The organism is Actinoplanes oryzae (assembly GCF_030757795.1).
GTDB lineage: Bacteria > Actinomycetota > Actinomycetes > Mycobacteriales > Micromonosporaceae > Actinoplanes.
Genome location: NZ_JAUQWH010000110.1, coordinates 1 through 14,977, shown reverse-complemented (window position 1 = coordinate 14,977; position 14,977 = coordinate 1). Strand labels below are relative to the sequence as shown.

The 14,977-nt window shown below is 74.2% G+C and carries 14 protein-coding genes; 5 read left to right on the top strand and 9 right to left on the bottom strand.

The window, feature by feature from the left end:
* Nucleotides 1-14: 14 nt before the first annotated feature.
* Nucleotides 15-761 (top strand): ABC transporter ATP-binding protein, encoded by a 747-nt coding sequence (locus tag RBH18_RS29260; protein ID WP_306213652.1) that lies wholly within the window; start codon nt 15-17, stop codon nt 759-761.
* Nucleotides 758-3,310: an FtsX-like permease family protein gene (locus RBH18_RS29255; protein WP_306213650.1), complete on the top strand. Its 2,553-nt coding sequence runs from the start codon at nt 758-760 to the stop codon at nt 3,308-3,310. The genes RBH18_RS29260 and RBH18_RS29255 overlap by 4 nt, the downstream gene beginning before the upstream one ends.
* Here RBH18_RS29255 and RBH18_RS29250 read toward each other — a convergent pair.
* Nucleotides 3,279-3,917: a hypothetical protein gene (locus tag RBH18_RS29250; RefSeq protein WP_306213649.1), complete on the bottom strand. Its 639-nt coding sequence runs from the start codon at nt 3,915-3,917 to the stop codon at nt 3,279-3,281. The genes RBH18_RS29255 and RBH18_RS29250 overlap by 32 nt on opposite strands.
* A gap of 221 nt (nt 3,918-4,138) precedes the next feature.
* Between RBH18_RS29250 and RBH18_RS29245 the strand changes: the two genes are divergently transcribed.
* Complete coding sequence (locus RBH18_RS29245) at nt 4,139-5,314, top strand: outer membrane protein assembly factor BamB family protein (protein ID WP_306213647.1); 1,176 nt, start codon at nt 4,139-4,141, stop codon at nt 5,312-5,314.
* On the opposite strand, the gene RBH18_RS29240 is transcribed toward RBH18_RS29245, so the two are convergent.
* Genes RBH18_RS29240 through RBH18_RS29225 form a run of 4 tightly spaced genes read right to left on the bottom strand, consistent with a single transcriptional unit; the run spans nt 5,298 to nt 7,606 of the window.
* Nucleotides 5,298-5,846 carry a GNAT family N-acetyltransferase gene (locus RBH18_RS29240; protein WP_306213645.1) on the bottom strand — a complete coding sequence of 183 codons (549 nt, stop codon included), beginning with the start codon at nt 5,844-5,846 and terminating at the stop codon, nt 5,298-5,300. The two genes, RBH18_RS29245 and RBH18_RS29240, sit on opposite strands and share 17 nt — an antisense overlap.
* Nucleotides 5,843-6,322 carry a MarR family winged helix-turn-helix transcriptional regulator gene (locus RBH18_RS29235; RefSeq protein ID WP_306213643.1) on the bottom strand — a complete coding sequence of 160 codons (480 nt, stop codon included), beginning with the start codon at nt 6,320-6,322 and terminating at the stop codon, nt 5,843-5,845. Before RBH18_RS29235 ends, RBH18_RS29240 begins: the two co-directional genes overlap by 4 nt.
* A gap of 28 nt (nt 6,323-6,350) precedes the next feature.
* Nucleotides 6,351-6,881 carry a DUF305 domain-containing protein gene (locus RBH18_RS29230; RefSeq protein ID WP_306213641.1) on the bottom strand — a complete coding sequence of 177 codons (531 nt, stop codon included), beginning with the start codon at nt 6,879-6,881 and terminating at the stop codon, nt 6,351-6,353.
* Nucleotides 6,866-7,606 carry a lytic polysaccharide monooxygenase gene (locus RBH18_RS29225; RefSeq protein WP_306213638.1) on the bottom strand — a complete coding sequence of 247 codons (741 nt, stop codon included), beginning with the start codon at nt 7,604-7,606 and terminating at the stop codon, nt 6,866-6,868. Before RBH18_RS29225 ends, RBH18_RS29230 begins: the two co-directional genes overlap by 16 nt.
* A gap of 474 nt (nt 7,607-8,080) precedes the next feature.
* On the opposite strand from RBH18_RS29225, the gene RBH18_RS29220 reads away from it, so the two are divergent.
* Together RBH18_RS29220 and RBH18_RS29215 are read left to right on the top strand one after the other, a co-directional pair.
* Nucleotides 8,081-9,586, top strand: a complete 1,506-nt coding sequence (locus RBH18_RS29220) for a mannitol dehydrogenase family protein (protein ID WP_306213636.1) — start codon at nt 8,081-8,083, stop codon at nt 9,584-9,586.
* Nucleotides 9,583-10,356 carry an HAD family hydrolase gene (locus RBH18_RS29215; protein WP_306213634.1) on the top strand — a complete coding sequence of 258 codons (774 nt, stop codon included), beginning with the start codon at nt 9,583-9,585 and terminating at the stop codon, nt 10,354-10,356. Before RBH18_RS29220 ends, RBH18_RS29215 begins: the two co-directional genes overlap by 4 nt.
* Nucleotides 10,357-10,390: 34 nt before the next feature.
* Here RBH18_RS29215 and RBH18_RS29210 read toward each other — a convergent pair whose 3' ends face one another.
* The 4 genes from RBH18_RS29210 to RBH18_RS29195 form a co-directional block, all read right to left on the bottom strand.
* Complete coding sequence (locus RBH18_RS29210) at nt 10,391-11,305, bottom strand: patatin-like phospholipase family protein (protein WP_306213631.1); 915 nt, start codon at nt 11,303-11,305, stop codon at nt 10,391-10,393.
* Between the two features lie 9 nt (nt 11,306-11,314).
* Entirely contained in the window at nt 11,315-12,115 is an 801-nt protein-coding gene (locus RBH18_RS29205; protein WP_306213629.1) for a SigB/SigF/SigG family RNA polymerase sigma factor, read from the bottom strand.
* 197 nt (nt 12,116-12,312) lie between these two features.
* Complete coding sequence (locus RBH18_RS29200) at nt 12,313-13,791, bottom strand: mannitol dehydrogenase family protein (RefSeq protein WP_306213628.1); 1,479 nt, start codon at nt 13,789-13,791, stop codon at nt 12,313-12,315.
* A gap of 164 nt (nt 13,792-13,955) precedes the next feature.
* Nucleotides 13,956-14,977: malate synthase (locus RBH18_RS29195; protein WP_456237639.1), on the bottom strand; the 1,022-nt coding region annotated here is incomplete at its 5' end.

The window sequence follows — 14,977 nt, the reverse complement described above, 5'->3', positions numbered from 1 at the left end:
CGAGGAGATCAAGCATGCATCCGGAGAACGGCCACACCGCCGTCGCCGCCGTGGACCTGGTGAAGGTCTACGGCAGCGGCGACACCGCCGTCCACGCCCTCGACGGCGTGACCGTCGGATTCGCCCGCGCCCGGTTCACCGCGATCATGGGCCCGTCCGGCTCCGGCAAGTCGACGCTGATGCACTGCCTGGCGGGGCTGGACACGGCCACCTCCGGCCGTGCGCTGCTGGGCGGCACGGACCTCACCGCGCTGAGCGACAAGGTGCTGACGAAGGTGCGGCGGGAGCGGATCGGCTTCGTCTTCCAGTCGTTCAACCTGCTGCCGCAGCTGACCGCCGAGCAGAACATCACGCTGCCGCTGGACCTGGCCGGCCGCAAGCCGGCCCCGGGGCTGCTCGCGCAGCTGGCCGGGGTGCTGGGCATCACCGCGCGGCTGGCGCACCGGCCCAGCGAGCTCTCCGGCGGCCAGCAGCAGCGGGTGGCGCTGGCCCGGGCGCTGGTGTCGCAGCCCGAGGTGGTCTTCGCCGACGAGCCGACCGGCAACCTGGACTCCCGCTCCGGCGCGGAGGTGCTGGGCTTCCTGCGCAACTCGGTGCGGGAGTTCGGCCAGACGGTCGTGATGGTCACCCACGACCCGGGCGCCGCCGCGTACGCCGACCGCGTCGTCCTGCTCGCCGACGGCCGCATCGCCGGCGATCTCGACAACCCCGACCGTGCCGTGGTCGCCGACGCGCTGCAGACGCTGGGGGCGCCGCGATGAGCGTCCTGCGCACCCAGCTCGCCGCCGTGGCCCGGCGCCCGTCCCGGCTGCTGCTCACCGGCCTGGCCGTGCTCGTGGCGTCCTTCGTCGTCTACGCGACCGTGCTGGCCCGCGACATCACCCAGAAGACCCTGCTCGACCAGGCCTCGGGTACGCCCGCCGCGGCCGCCCTGGTCGTCGGCACCAACCCGGCCGCCTACGAGAACGTCCGCGTCACCGGCGCCGACTACGCCAAGCTGAAGGCCCTGCCCGGGGTCTCCGGCGCCGAGGCCCGGGTGGCCGCGAGCGGGCAGGTCGGCGCCGACTACCTGTCCGTGGAGGCCGACCCCGGCGCGGGGCCGCTCGCCGTCTCCCACCTGCGCGAGGGCAGGTTCCCGGCGCGGACCGGCGAGATCGCCGTGACCCCCCGGACCGCCGACCGGATGGGCCTGCCCGTCGGCACGACGCTCACCATGACCACGGAGTGGACCGACGACGGCAAGCCCCGCACCACCCGCAAGCTCACGGTCACCGGGATCGTCGACGTCCCGGACGACTACGGCAGCGCCGCCTACGCCCCCCAGCCGGTCGTCTCCGCCCTCGCCGGCACCACCGGCTTCGACCAGGTCGAGCTGGTGCTGACGCCCACTGCCGACCCCGCGGCCGTACGGGCGGAGGCCGAGCGGATCATCGCCGCCTCCCCTGCTCCCGAGGAGGGCTTCAGCCGCGCCCAGGTGTTGACGGGCTCGGACTTCCGGACCGCGCAGGCGCGTGAGCGCATCCGTGACCTCGACAGCATCTTCCTGGCGGTCGGGCTGTTCGTCCTCATCGCCGTGGGCGCCGCCGGGCTCGTGGCCGCCTCGACGTTCCGGATCGTGTTCGCCCAGCGCATGCGGCAGCTCGCCCTGCTGCGGGCGATCGGCGCCGGCCGGGGTGCCGTCCGTGGCGCCCTGGCCGCCGAGGGCGCCCTGACCGGCCTGGTCACGGGCGTCGCCGGGGTGCTCGCCGCCCTCGCGCTCGGTCAGCTGGCGCCGCCGCTGCTGCGCGCCTCCGGCGTCGAGCTGGCTTCCCCCGGCTTCCCCGTGCTGCCCGCCCTGGGCGTCGTGGCGCTGGCCGTCGCCATCACCGTGGTGGCCGTGCTCGCCCCCGCCTTCGCCGCCGCCCGGGTCGCCCCGCTCGAAGCGCTCCGGGCCGCCGGCACCGCGCCGGGACGCCGGACCATCGGCTGGTTCCGCGCCGTCGCCGGCATCCTGCTGGCGCTGCTCGGTGCGGCGCTGGCCGCGTACGTGATCGCCAGCCTGCCGGACCGCGACGCGCTGAACTACAACCCGCGCAACCCGCTGCTCGCGACCGTCGCGTCGGGCGGGCTGATCTTCGGGGCGCTCATGGCGCTCGGGCCGGTGCTGATCCGCCCGGTCCTCGCGGCCGTCGGGCTGCCGCTGCGCCGGCTGGGCCCGGTCGGCCGGCTCGCGGTCGGCGGCGTCGGCGGAGCCCCGCGCCGGGCCGCCGCGGTCGCGACGGTGGTCGCGCTGGGCGTCACGCTGATCGCCGGGGTGGTCGTCACCGGGGCGTCCTTCCGCGAGTACGCCGAGCGCGAGCTCGCCACGACCGCCCCGGCCGACTTCGAGATCGAGGCGACCGGCGACGAGCGGCTCGCCCGGGACGCCGTCGACGCGGCCGCCGCCAGCCCCGACCTCACGCACGTCACGCCGTACCGGCGGCTGCCCGGCGTCAAGGTCGGCGACCTGGAGGCGGACGCGGTCGACCTGGACACCCGGGCGCTGCCCGAGCTGGCGAAGGTCCGCGAGGCGAGCGGGTCCCTGACCGACGTGGGGCCGGGCAAGGTGGCGATCTCCGGATACCTGAGCGACACCAGCGGCTTGCGCGCCGGCGACCCGGCCACGATCACGGCCGGGTCGAAGAAGGTGCAGGTGCAGGTCGCGGCCACGCTGCCCGAGTCCGGGCCGCTGCGGGCGAGCGTGCTCATGGCACCCGCCGACCTCACGAAGCTGGGTGCTCCGGCGGGCTTCTCCGGGCTGCTCGCGGATGCCGCGGCGGACGGCGAGTCCGGGCGTACGGCGGGCCTGCGGGCGCTGAAGACGATCACCCAGGACCGGCCGGGCTTCGGCACCACCGTCCTCGCCGACGAGCGCGACGAGATCAATTCGACGGTCGACAACCTGCTCGCGGTGGTCCTCGGCCTGATCGGGCTCACGGTCGCCATCGCCGTGGTCGGCGTCGGCACCACGACCGCGCTGTCGGTCGTCGAACGGGTGCGCGAGTCCGGGCTGCTGCGCGCGGTCGGCCTGTCCCGCACCGGACTGCGCACGATGATGACCACCGAGGCCGGCCTGTACGGCGTCGTGGGCGCCGTGCTCGGCCTGCTGCTCGGCGTCCCGTACGCGTGGCTGGCGGTCAAGGCCTTCGGCATCGGCGCTCCGCTGGCCCTGCCCGTGTGGCAGCTGGCGGCCGTCCTCGTGACGCTGGCCGGACTGACCGCGCTGGCCGGGGTGCTGCCGGCGCGGCGGGCGGCGAAGGTCAGCCCGGTCTCGGCGCTGGGGGTCGACTGAGCAGCGCGACCAGCTCGTCGAGGTCGTTCCGGTGCTGCCGGAGCTCCTGCGCCGCGGTGGCCAGCTCCGCCCGGCGCGGGAACTCCGGCAGCACGCCGGGCAGGCGCAGCAGGTTCATGGCCGGCCCCACCCAGCCGGTCAGCGCGAACCACCCGTCGGCCAGCTCGATCGCCTGCGCCACGGGCAGCCCCGGCCGCCGCAGCCACGGCCGGCCGCGGGACAACCGCGCGAAGGCCTGGTCGTACGCCCCGGGGCCCTCCGTCGGATCCGGCAGCCGCGCCCACCGCCCGGCCGTCGCCCGCCACGCCTCCGCGAACCCGGCCGCCGCCGGCACCAGCCGCACGAGCGCCCCGGACACGACCCCGGACACCGGACCCGCCGGGGCGCCCCGCTCGACCATCCCGACGGCGAGCACGGCCAGCTGCCCGGTCGCACTCAACGGCACCTGCGTGAAAAACCCGAGGATCCGATCGAGTACGGCCGTCGCCTGCGCGGGATCCGCGTCCTCGACGGCCACCCAGAGCGGGGCGACGCCGAAGCGGAACGCGACGGTGTTCCCCGCGCGGGCCGCGGCGCTGAGCGCCCCGATCTGCTGCTCTCCAAGCACGGCGCGGAATGCTAGAGCACAACGGCCCGCCACGTGGGGACGCCCGCATGCCGGGCGTTGCGCAGACACCGTCCACCATCGATCTCCGGCCACCCGGCCGGCGGGCTGCCACGTGCGGGAAGCCGGGTCCGCCCAGCGCAGTGCCACCGGTGCGGGCGCACGGCCGGGGGAAAGTGCCGGAAAGCGCCCCGGCCGGATCCGCCGGGCCCGACGATCGCGCCATGCAGCTCACACGATGCGCCCTCGTCGCCGCGCTGATCATGCCCGCCCCCGCCCCGGCCCCCGCCGCGGCGGACACGCACGCCGGGACGGCGGCGGCGGGGACCTGGTCGCAGGACGGATACGGCGCCGGGCACACGTTCTACAACCCCGGCGAGTCGGTGATCAACTCGTCCACCGTCCGGCAGCTGCGCACCCGCTGGACCGTCACGCCGCGGGCAGCCGCGGACAGCTGCCCTCTCGCGCCCGTCGCACCGCTGGTCGCCGGCGACCGGATGATCGTGCTGGAGCCGGCCGGGAACCAGGTCGCCGCCTACGACGCCCGCACCGGCCGCCGGCTGTGGAGCTCGTCGATCGGGCAGCTCGAGGCCACGGCACTCGCCGTCTCGGGTGACACCGTCATCGTGTCCGACGTCGCGTGCTCGTCGCAGAGCAGTGACGACAGCAACGTGATCGCCCTCGACTCGGCGACCGGGGTGCTGCGGTGGGACAGCTTGTGGGCGTACACGACCGATCAGTTCGTCGTCTCCGGCGGCACGGTCGTCACGAGCGGGCACTGTGACCTGTGCGCGGGCGACGACGCGCATCAGGTCGCCGGGTGGCGGGTCGCCGACGGGCGGCTGCTGTGGAGCCGCAGCGGGGTCGTGCTCGCCGGGCCGGTGGCGACGCGGGACGGGCTGGTGCTGACGAGCGCCACGGCGCGGGAGCTGACCAGCGTCGCGGAGGCGGCTTCCGGCCGGGTGCGGTGGAGCACCGGGATCCGGTACGAGGCGAGCGCCGCGGATCCCGTACGCCCCCAGGTGTACGTCACGGGCAAGGCCGGGCTGCGCGCGCTCGACCGGGCCCGCGGCCGCACACTGTGGACGGTCCGGGGCGAGACGGGCGAGCTGGCCACCGACGGGCGGCGGGTGTTCGTCGCCTCGGCCGGTCGGGTCAACGCCTACGACACCGCCCGGGGCAGGCTGCTGTGGACGCGCGCGCTGCGGACGCCCAGCCATCCGGTGCGCGCCGGCGGCCTCCTGTACGTGACGAGCGGCCGCGCACTGCTCGTCCTGGCGCCCACCACCGGGGCCACCGTCCGCTCCTTCGGCTCCGCCACCGACCACGTCGTCGTGGCCGGCGGGCGGCTCCTCGTGACCAACGGCCGTACCGTCAAGGCCTTCACGCCCGCGGGATGACCGGCCGCCGGGCGGGGATCCAATAGCGCCGGACCGGGCCGCGCCCCGGGATGTCACGGATGTCCTCGAGGGTCCCGCCGCACCGCTCGATCGTGCGGCGGGACGCGTCGTTGCCCACGTCGCAGGTCACCAGCACCCGATCGAGACCCAGCCCCGCCGCGTACGGGAGGACGGCCGCCACCGCGAGCGCCGCCAGCCCACGCCCGCGGGCCGCCGGGCGTACCCCGTAGCCGATGTGTCCCCCGGCCTCGAGCAGCTCGCCGGTCAGCGTGTGCCGCAGCGCGATGCTCCCGAGCACCTCGTCGCCCGACGCCAGCCACCAGTACGTGCAGTGGACCCACCCGGGCGCGGGCGGGACGGCCGGATCCGACGCCCGCAGCAGCCGGCGCACCCACGCAGCGAAGCCGTCCGCGCTGTCCACGTCGTCCGAGCGGAACAGGCCGGAGCCGGGCTGGTGCACACCCCTCCCCCAGTCGTCGCGCGCGGCGAGCCAGGAGCGGTGGAGCCGGGCCGTGGGCGCGATCAGCCTCATGCGAGGTCGGGATCCACCCGCGCCAGGATGCGGCGGGCCATGTCGCCCAGCTGGGCCAGCTCGTCGGGCGACAGGGCGTCGAGCACGAGCCGCCGGACCGCCTCGACGTGCCCCGGCGCGCTGTCCAGCACCTTCTCCCAGCCGGCGTCGGTGAGCACCGCGTTGGTGTAGCGCCCGTCGTCCGGGCAGGCGCGGCGCTCGACCCAGCCCTTGCCCTCGAGCCGCTTGACCACGTGGGACAGCCGGGAGAGCGAGCCGTTGGCCAGGGCGGCGAGGGCGCTCATCCGGCGGGTGCGGCCGGGCGCCTCGGACAGGTTGGCGAGCACGAGGTACTCGAAGTGACTGAGCCCCGAGTCGCGCTGCATCTGCGCGTCGAGGGCGGCGGGCAGGCGCAGGAGCAGCCCGCCCACCGGCAGCCAGGCCGAGAGTTCGGCGGTGGTCAGCCAGCGGGGCGGGTCGGCGGGTTCGGCGCTCACCGCCCCATCGTACTGTGAGTTTGAAGCTTCAACCCGCCGCCGAGAGGGTCAGGAGCCGTTGGATACCCGACTGGTACGCGGCGGCGGACTGCTCGGCGAGGGTCCTGGCGGGCGGGTAACTGCCGCCGGTCGCCTCCATGCGGGCGACGGCGACGCAGTTGTGCAGGTGGCCGAGGAGCATGCTGACGGCCGTACGGTCGAAGTCCGCCCCCTGCGCCGCCGTCAGCTCGGCGATGTCCGAGGCGCGCAGCGAGTGCACGTCGCCGTGGCCCGCGTGCGATGCCGGATCCGCCGTCATGGGCTGCTCCCAGCCGAGCAGCCACCGTTCCATCGTGCCGGCGTCGGCGGACCACCGATCACGCAGCTCGGCGGCGATCGTGCGCACCGACGGGTCGGTGGCCCGGGTCGCGGCCGGCGTGACGACCTGCCGGCCCTGGCGCGCGTACTCCAGGGCCATCTGCAGGTACATCACGTCGGTCGCGTTGAACGCCGGGGGCGGCGCGGGCTCACTGCACCCGGCCAGGACCAGGAGCAGGACCAGGATCAGGCGCGTTCCCACAGCGCCGGCACGTTCGGCGGTTCCCATCCGGCCAGCGCGGTGTGCGCCTGCCGGCACCGGTACGTGAGCCCGCCGTAGGTGACGGTGTTCCCCGGCACGTACGCGGTGCCCGCCTGCCAGGTGCCCCCGGTCGCCGGCGGCGGCGTGGTGGGCGGAGGCGTGGTCGGAGGCGGCGTGGTGGGCGGCGTGGTCGGCGGGGGCGTGCCGCCGCCTCCGCCGATGTTCAGGTCGACGCAGGCGTAGAAGGCGTTGACGGTGTCGGCGATGTTCCACCGGGCGAGCACGGTCTGCCGGCCGGTGAACCCGCCCATGCTGACGGTGTGCGACTTCGTGGCGCCGGGCTGGGCGCCTCCGTCGTTGAAGGACGCGAGCCGGGTGTTGCCGATGAAGTACTCCCACGTGCTGGTGGCGTGCCGGGCCGTCAGCACCCAGTTGAACGTGACCGTCTGCCCGACCGAGGCGGCCGGCCAGGCACGGCTGGTGTCGTTGAGGACGGCGAACCTGCTGCCGCCGCCGTTGCACTGCATCGAGCCTTTGGGGGCCTCGACGCTCTGCGGTTCGTACACGATGTCACCGCAGTTGGACACCGCCCCGCTGGCGCAGTTGGCCTGGCGGCTGGGCGGCGAGGAGATGTAGCCATGGGCCGACGCGGGCGCCACGGCGACGAAGAGGGATCCGGTGATGGCGGCGGCGCTGAGCAGGGGAAGAGCGATCCGACGTCGCATGTGCCACTCCTGGGGGAGAGGGGGACGGCAGGCCGGGCTGGGGGGAACCCGGCCCGCCCGGGACGGGTCCGCGGAGCCGATGGGGGGATACTCCGCGGGCCGTACGCCCAAAATAAGTTAAACCTTATTAACAGTAAAGAGACGCAACGAAGTTTTTCGATACAAGCCCGCGCCGCCGGTCGGTTGATCGTGCTCGCCGCCGCGCCGGCCCGGCTCGCCGACGACGGAGCCCGCGTCGCCCTCCTGCTCCAGGCGCCGCCGAGCCGGACGTGACGGCCGGGCAGCTGTACGGAATGTGACGTTTGCTGGCCGGGCAGGCGGGCACCCACGGCCCCGAAGGGGAGCGTCAAACAGCCGGCGTCCCGTCACCGTGCCGCAGCCGAGTGCTCGCCGCACGACCCACCCGCGGCATCTCGTGCGCACCGCCGTGCGCGGATGCCTGCTGCCCGGCCCCAGCACACCGAGGACGTCCCCATGACCACACGTGAATCATCCACCGCCGTCGGCGCCGTGCCGCTGACCCAGGCAGGCCTCGCCTCGCTGCCACCGGGCGTCGACGTTCCCGGGTACGACCGCACCGCCCTGCGCCCCGGCGTCGTCCACTTCGGGGTGGGCGGCTTCCACCGCGCCCACCAGGCGGTCTACTTCGACGAGATCGCCCGCCGGGGCCTCGGCGACGGCTGGGGCGTGACCGGGGCCGGCCTGCACCGGCCGCAGATGGGCGAGGTGATGCGCGCGCAGGACTGCCTCTACCTGGTCGTCGAGCGCGGCGCGCACGGCACCTCCGCCCGGGTCGTCGGCGTGATGACCGACTACCTGTTCGCGCCCGAGCAGCGCGACGCCGTGCTCGCCTCGCTCAGCGATCCCGCCACGAAGCTGGTCACCCTCACGATCACCGGCAACGGCTATCTGGTGAACCCGGAGGGCGAGTTCTCCGTCGACGACCCGCTGGTGGCGGCCGAGCTGGAGGACCCCGGACGGCCGGACACGGTGTTCGGCTACCTGGTGGAGGCCCTCGACCGGCGCCGCCGGGCGGGCGTCGCCCCGTTCACCGTGCTGTCCTGCGACAACATTCCCGGCAACGGCGCCGCCGCCCGTACCATGGTCGTGTCCTTCGCGGAGCTGCGCGACCCCGCTCTGGCGCGCTGGATCGAGGCGAGCGTGACCTTCCCGAGCAGCATGGTCGACCGGATCACCCCGGAGACCTCCCCGGAGGAGCGCGACCGGATCGTCCACTCGTTCGGCGTCGGCGACCGCTGGCCGGTCCTCACCGAGCCGTTCCGCCAGTGGGTGATCGAGGACGACTTCTGCAACGACCGGCCGCCGCTCGACGAGGTCGGCGCGCAGTTCGTGACCGACGTCGCCCCGTACGAGCTGACCAAGAAGCGGCTGCTCAACGCCGGCCACTGCGCCCTGGGCTACCTCGGCTACCTGGCCGGGTACCGCACCACCGCGGAGGTGATGGCGGATCCGGCGTACGCGGCGTACATCTCCGCCCTGGCCGACGAGGTGATCCCGCTGCTGCCCCGCGCCGACGGCATCGACCTGGGCGCGTACAAGGAGTCGCTGCTCGAGCGGCTCGCCAACCCGGAGATCGCGGACCAGCTGAGCCGGCTGTGCCGCCGCGGGTCGACGAAGGTGCCGTCGTACCTGCTGCCCTCGATCACCGAGGCGCGGCAGGCGGGCCGCCCGGCGCCGATGCTGACGCTGGCCGTCGCGGGCTGGTTCCGCTACCTGCAGGGCCACGACTACGCCGGCCGGCCGATCGATGTGGAGGGTCCGCGCGCCGAGGAGCTCGTCGAGCTGGCCCTGCAGGAGGGCGCCGACCCGCGGCCGTTGCTGACGGTCCGCGACGTGTTCGGCGAGCTGGCCGACGACGAGTCGTTCGTCCGGGACCTGCACGTCGCCTCCGAGGCGCTGCGGGCCGGCCCGCGCGAGACCATCGAGACCTGGCTGGCCGTACGGGGGATCGCCCGATGAGCACCCTGCCCGACCCCACCGAGCTCCGCGTCCTGCTGCTGGACGCCGACGGCAACCTCTTCCCCTCCGAGGCGCCGGCCTTCGACGCGTCCGCGGAGGTCACCAACGAGTTCCTGGCGTCGCTGGGCATCGCGGAGCGCTACACGCCGGAGCATCTGCTCGCCACCACCACCGGCAAGAACTTCCGGACGACGGCCATCGACCTCGCCGCGGCCCACGGGGTCCCGGTCGGCGCCGAGGGCAGCGGGTCCGCGCTGACCACCGCCGTGCTGGACGACTGGGTCGCCGAGGAGAAGCGGGTGGTCAGCGCCCATCTCGGCCGGGTGCTGCGGCCGGACCCCGCGGTGCTCGGGCCGTTGCGCCGCCTCGCCGGGCACTACCAGCTCGCGGCCGTCAGCTCCAGCGCCCTGTCCCGCCTCGACGAGTGCTTCCGGGCCACCGGGCTCGCCGAGCTGATCCCGCCGGCCCGCCGCTACAGCGCGGAGGACTCGCTTCCGGCGCCGACCAGCAAGCCGGACCCGGCGATCTACCGGTACGCCGCCGAACAGCTGGGCGTCCCGCCCGGCCGGGCCCTGGCCGTCGAGGACTCCCTGCCCGGCGCCCGGTCCGCGGTCGCCGCCGGGATCGCCACGGCCGGCAACGTCACCTTCGTCCCGGCCGGCGAGCGCGACGAACGTCGCCGGCTCCTCACCGAGGCGGGCGTCGCCGTCGTCGTCGAGTCGTGGGAACAGCTGGCGGACCTCGTCCTCGACGCCGGGGTCCGTACCTGACGACAACCCTCCCGGGCTCCGGGGTCCCGACGGCTCACCGGCCGGCGGCGGCCAGGGCCCGGGTGGCCAGGTCGCGGCCCAGGCTCACCATCTCCGCGGCGCGGTGGAAGTCCAGCACCCGGCAGGCGTCGACCGGCACCGCGATGCGGATGTCGGGCGGCAGCCCCGCCATCCGGTAGCGGGCGATCATGTCCTGCATGGCGTCCAGCGAGAAGGTGACCACGTCGGCGATCCGCAGGTCGCCCGGGAGGGCCACGTCGACGGCCCGCTCCCCCGGGACGATGTCGCCGCCCGGGCCGGAGCGGCCGAAGACCTGACGCAGGCGCTCGCGCCAGTCGCCGGACCGCTGCGGCGCCGCGGTGGCGCGTACGGGCCCGGCGGTCTCCTGCACCGGGCGCGGCGCCTGCAGCGAGACGGCGACCGTGAGGTCCGCGGCGGCCGCGGCCGTGGGCTCGATCGGCACCGGGTTGAGCAGGCCGCCGTCGGCGAGCAGGCGGCCGCCGACGACCACCGGCGTGATCAGCCCGGGGATGGCGATCGAGGCCCGGATGGCCGAGCTCAGCAAGCCGCGCTGGAACCACACCTCCCGGCGGGCCACCAGGTCGGTGGCGACCGCGGTGTACGGGATCGGCAGGTGCTCGATCTCGGTGCCGGTGAGGAAGTCGTTCAGGTGGTTGATCAGGCGGTCGGCGGCCATCGCCCCGGGCGACGCCCACTTCGGGTCGATCAGGCGCAGCACGTCGCGCTGCTTGAGGGTGACGGCCCAGTCGGTGAACTCCTTCAGCCGCCCGGCGGCCAGGACGCCGCCGACCAGCGCGCCCATGGAGGAGCCGGCGACGGCGGCGATCTCGAAGCCGCGCTCCTCGAGGACCTGGACGACACCGATGTGGGCGAAGCCGCGGGCGCCGCCGGACCCCAGGGCCAGCGCGACGCGCCGTGGCTCGGACATCAGCCGATGCTAGCCCGCCTCGGGCCCGAGCTGGGCACGCAACTTGATCAGAGCCCCGGCGAGCAGCCGCGAGACGTGCATCTGGGATATGCCGAGCTGCCCGGCGATCCGCGACTGCGTCTGGTTGCCGTAGAAGCTGCTGGTCACGATCATGCGTTCCCGCTCGGTGAGGCTCGCCAGGGCCGGCGTCAGGCTGAGCCGCAGCTCGGTACGGGCGTAGTCGTCGTCCTCCGCGCCGAGGCTGTCCCCCAGCTCGAGCTCGCCGTCCGGACCGACCGGCGTGGACAGCGAGGTGCTGCTGTACGCCCGTCCGCCCTCCAGCCCCTCCAGGACCGCCTCCTCGTCGACCCCGAGATGGGCGGCGACGTCCGCGACGGTCGGCGGGCGGCCCAGGGTGTGCGCGAGCTCGTCCCGGGCGCCGGTGATCCTGATCCGCATCTCCTGCAGCCGCCGCGGCACCCGCACGGACCAGGCCCGGTCCCGGAAGTGCCGCTTGAGCTCGCCGATGACGGTGGGGATCGCGTAGCCGGTGAAGTCGGCGCCCTGCGCGGGGTCGAACCGGTCGACCGCGTTGATCAGGCCGATGGTGGCGGCCTGGACGAGGTCGTCCAGGGCCTCGCCCCGGCCGGCGTAGCGGCGGGCGAGGCGCCGGGCCATGGGCAGCCACGCCGCGATCGCCTCCTCCCGCAGCCGGGCCCTCGACGGGTGGCCGGGCGGGAGCGCGGCCAGCTCGGCGACGAGCCCGGGCCGCGGGTCGCCCGGGAAGAAGCGGGGGCCCCGATCGGCGGGCCTCGTGGGTGCAGCAGGCATGACGGTCCTCTCCGGTGAGCACGTCAGACGCACTCGCTGCCCGGCGGCGAGCCGAACCGCGGGGAGAGGACCTCGCAGGTCAGACGGCGGAACCCGGACACACGGGCACGCGTGATCGCGTGACGGTGCTGTCGGCGCCTTCTTGACCGATTCCGCCAACCTAGTCCGGAAACCGAATCTTGCCCAGGGGAGATCTCCTACGAGGTGGTGGCGAGGTCCTCCAGCGTCGCCCGGGCGCCCTTGCTGTGCAGCGAGGCCAGCACGGTCTTGTACGTGTCCACGAAGCGCTCGTTGTCACTCAGGTCGCCGAAGAGCTCGCGGTTGCGGACGAAGGCGAGCGGGTCCTCGCGCTGCGACTGCGCGAGCGGCACGAGGGTGTCGCGGAGCCGGTCGACGACCTCAATGGGGTGCCCCTGCTCGTCGGTGCCCTCGGCGTAGCGCGCCCAGGAGGCGACGACCGCGGTGGCGCGCACGATCTCGCCGCCCGTCTCGAGGTTGTGCCGGATGACCGGAAGCAACCACTTAGGGATGCGGTCCGAGCTCTCCGCGCACAGGCGGGCCACGGTGTCGCGTACCTGGGCGTTGGAGAAGCGCTCGATCAGCTGGTGCTTGTAGGCGGTCAGGTCCACCCCGGGCACGGGCGCGAGCGTCGGGGTGGCTTCGCGATCCATGTACGTCAGGAGGAAGTCCGCGAACAACCGATCCTGCGCCGCGTCGTGGACCAGCCGGTAGCCGGACAGGTAGGCGAAATAGCACAGCGCCTGGTGGCTCGCGTTGAGCAGGCGCAGCTTCATCAGCTCGTAGGGCTCGACCTCGGGCACCACCTGCACGCCGGCGTCCTCGAACGGCGGCCGCCCGAGCGGGAACGCGTCCTCGAGGGCCCACTGCGTGAACGGCTCGCAGACCACGGGCCAGGCGTCGTCGATGCCGAAGCGCTCCTTGACGTGGGCGCGGTCCTCGTCGGTGGTGACGGGGGTGATCCGGTCGACCATGCTGTTCGGGAAGGCGACATGCTCCTCGACCCACTTGCCCAGGTCCGGATCCCGGAGCGTGGCGAAGGCGACGAACCCGCGGCGGGCGACGTGTCCGTTGCCCTGGATGTTGTCGCAACTCATGATCGTGAACGGGGCCAGACCCCGCTCACGGCGGCGGGCGAGGGCCTCGGTGATGAGCCCGAAGTGCGTCTTCGGGGCGTTCCCGGCGGTCAGGTCGTCCACGATGCCAGGGTTGTCCGCCACGAACGCGCCCGTGACCGCGTTGAAGTTGTAGCCGCCCTCGGTGACGGTCAGGGACACGATCCGGGTGTCGGAGGACGCCAGCTTCTCGACGACGGCCTCGGGGTCGTCCGGCGCGTAGAGGTACTCCTTGATCGAGCCGACGACCCGGGGCGTCCACGTGCCGTCGGGCGCCTTGACGACCAGCGTGTAGAGCCCGTCCTGGGAGGTCAGCGCGTCCCGCATGCGCTCGTCGGCCGGCATCACGCCCACCCCGCAGATCGCCCAGTCCAGCGCCTTGCCCTCGCTCATCAGGCGGTCGAGGTACATGGCCTCGTGCGCCCGGTGGAACCCGCCGACGCCGAAGTGCACGATGCCCGTCCGCAGCCGGCTCCGGTCGTACGCCGGGACGGGCACGTCTCCGGCGAGGGCTTGCACGGTGCGGTCGTTCAGCGGTGACATCGGTGTGACCTCCTGGTTGCGGAGCTGTGACCGCCCCAGCATCGCACCTGGAAGCCCCCGTCGTTCCAAGATCTTTTCCAGCCTCCGCCAAGCCGGGCACGGCCTCCGCCGAAACGGTCACGGCCCGGCGATGCACCACCGCCGGGCCGCAAGATCATCGCAGGTCAGACCGGGACCGCCGGGGTCGTGGCGGGCGTCGACCCGGTCATGTGCCGCAGATAGGCGGGCAACGTGAGGAACTCGGGGCAGACCCGCTCGGTGAGCAGCACGGACAGCAGCGTGCGGGCCTGGCCGAAGCAGCGGGCGGACTCCTCGTCGAGCGCCCCGGTCTCCGCGAGCACGTCGAGCTCCTCGCGCAGCATCCGCTGGACGAGGCCGGCGGTCACCGGCACGCCGTAGTCGGTCGGCGTCCCGCGGCGGATCCACTGCCACAGCTGGGTGCGGCAGATCTCCGCGGTCGCCGCGTCCTCCATCAGCCCGCCGAGGGCCACCGCGCCGCGGCCGCCGAGCCACGCCGCGACGTAGCGCAGGGCCACGCTGGCGCTGGTCCGCAGGGCGACCTCGGTGACCTGCACCGGCCCGGACCGCACGTCGAGCAGGTCGCCCGCGGTGACCCGGACGTCCTCGCGCTGCCGGACGATCTGGTGCGGCTCGAAGCCGAGCCACTGGTCGAAGACCTCGCGGCAGGTCCCGACCAGGGCCGGGTGCGCGACCCAGCTGCCGTCGAAGCCGTCGCCGACCTCGCGCCGCTTGTCCTGGCGGACCTGGTTGAGGGCCTGCCGGGCGGCACCCGGCTCGCGGCTGGGGATCACGGCGGCCATGCCGCCGATGGCGTGCGCGCCGCGGCGGTGGGCGGTCCGCACGAGCAGTTCCGTGTACGCCCGCATGAACGGCGCGGTCATCGTCAGCTGCGACCGCTCGGGCAGCACCACGTCCGGCCTGTTCTTGATCATGCTGAACAGGTAGTCCCAGCGGCCGGCGTTGAGCCCCGCCGAGTGCTCCCGCAGCTCCCAGAGGATCTCCTCCATCTCGAACGCCGCGGGCAGCGTCTCGACCAGGACGGTCGCCCGGATCGTGCCGCGCGGGATCCCGAGCAGGCGCTGGGCGCTGACGAACACGTCGTTCCAGAGCCGGGCCTCGAGGTGGCTCTCCCCAAGCCGGCGATCACGTCGCTGAGCCCCGCGAT

Bases quoted from the DNA above. Each gene is read 5' to 3' on its own strand.
- RBH18_RS29260 (WP_306213652.1), top strand. From the start codon at position 15: ATGCATCCGGAGAACGGCCACACCGCCGTCGCCGCCGTGGACCTGGTG.
- RBH18_RS29255 (WP_306213650.1), top strand. From the start codon at position 758: ATGAGCGTCCTGCGCACCCAGCTCGCCGCCGTGGCCCGGCGCCCGTCC.
- RBH18_RS29245 (WP_306213647.1), top strand. From the start codon at position 4,139: ATGCAGCTCACACGATGCGCCCTCGTCGCCGCGCTGATCATGCCCGCC.
- RBH18_RS29240 (WP_306213645.1), bottom strand. From the start codon at position 5,846: ATGAGGCTGATCGCGCCCACGGCCCGGCTCCACCGCTCCTGGCTCGCC.
- RBH18_RS29225 (WP_306213638.1), bottom strand. From the start codon at position 7,606: ATGCGACGTCGGATCGCTCTTCCCCTGCTCAGCGCCGCCGCCATCACC.
- RBH18_RS29220 (WP_306213636.1), top strand. From the start codon at position 8,081: ATGACCACACGTGAATCATCCACCGCCGTCGGCGCCGTGCCGCTGACC.
- RBH18_RS29215 (WP_306213634.1), top strand. From the start codon at position 9,583: ATGAGCACCCTGCCCGACCCCACCGAGCTCCGCGTCCTGCTGCTGGAC.
- RBH18_RS29210 (WP_306213631.1), bottom strand. From the start codon at position 11,305: ATGTCCGAGCCACGGCGCGTCGCGCTGGCCCTGGGGTCCGGCGGCGCC.
- RBH18_RS29205 (WP_306213629.1), bottom strand. From the start codon at position 12,115: ATGCCTGCTGCACCCACGAGGCCCGCCGATCGGGGCCCCCGCTTCTTC.
- RBH18_RS29200 (WP_306213628.1), bottom strand. From the start codon at position 13,791: ATGTCACCGCTGAACGACCGCACCGTGCAAGCCCTCGCCGGAGACGTG.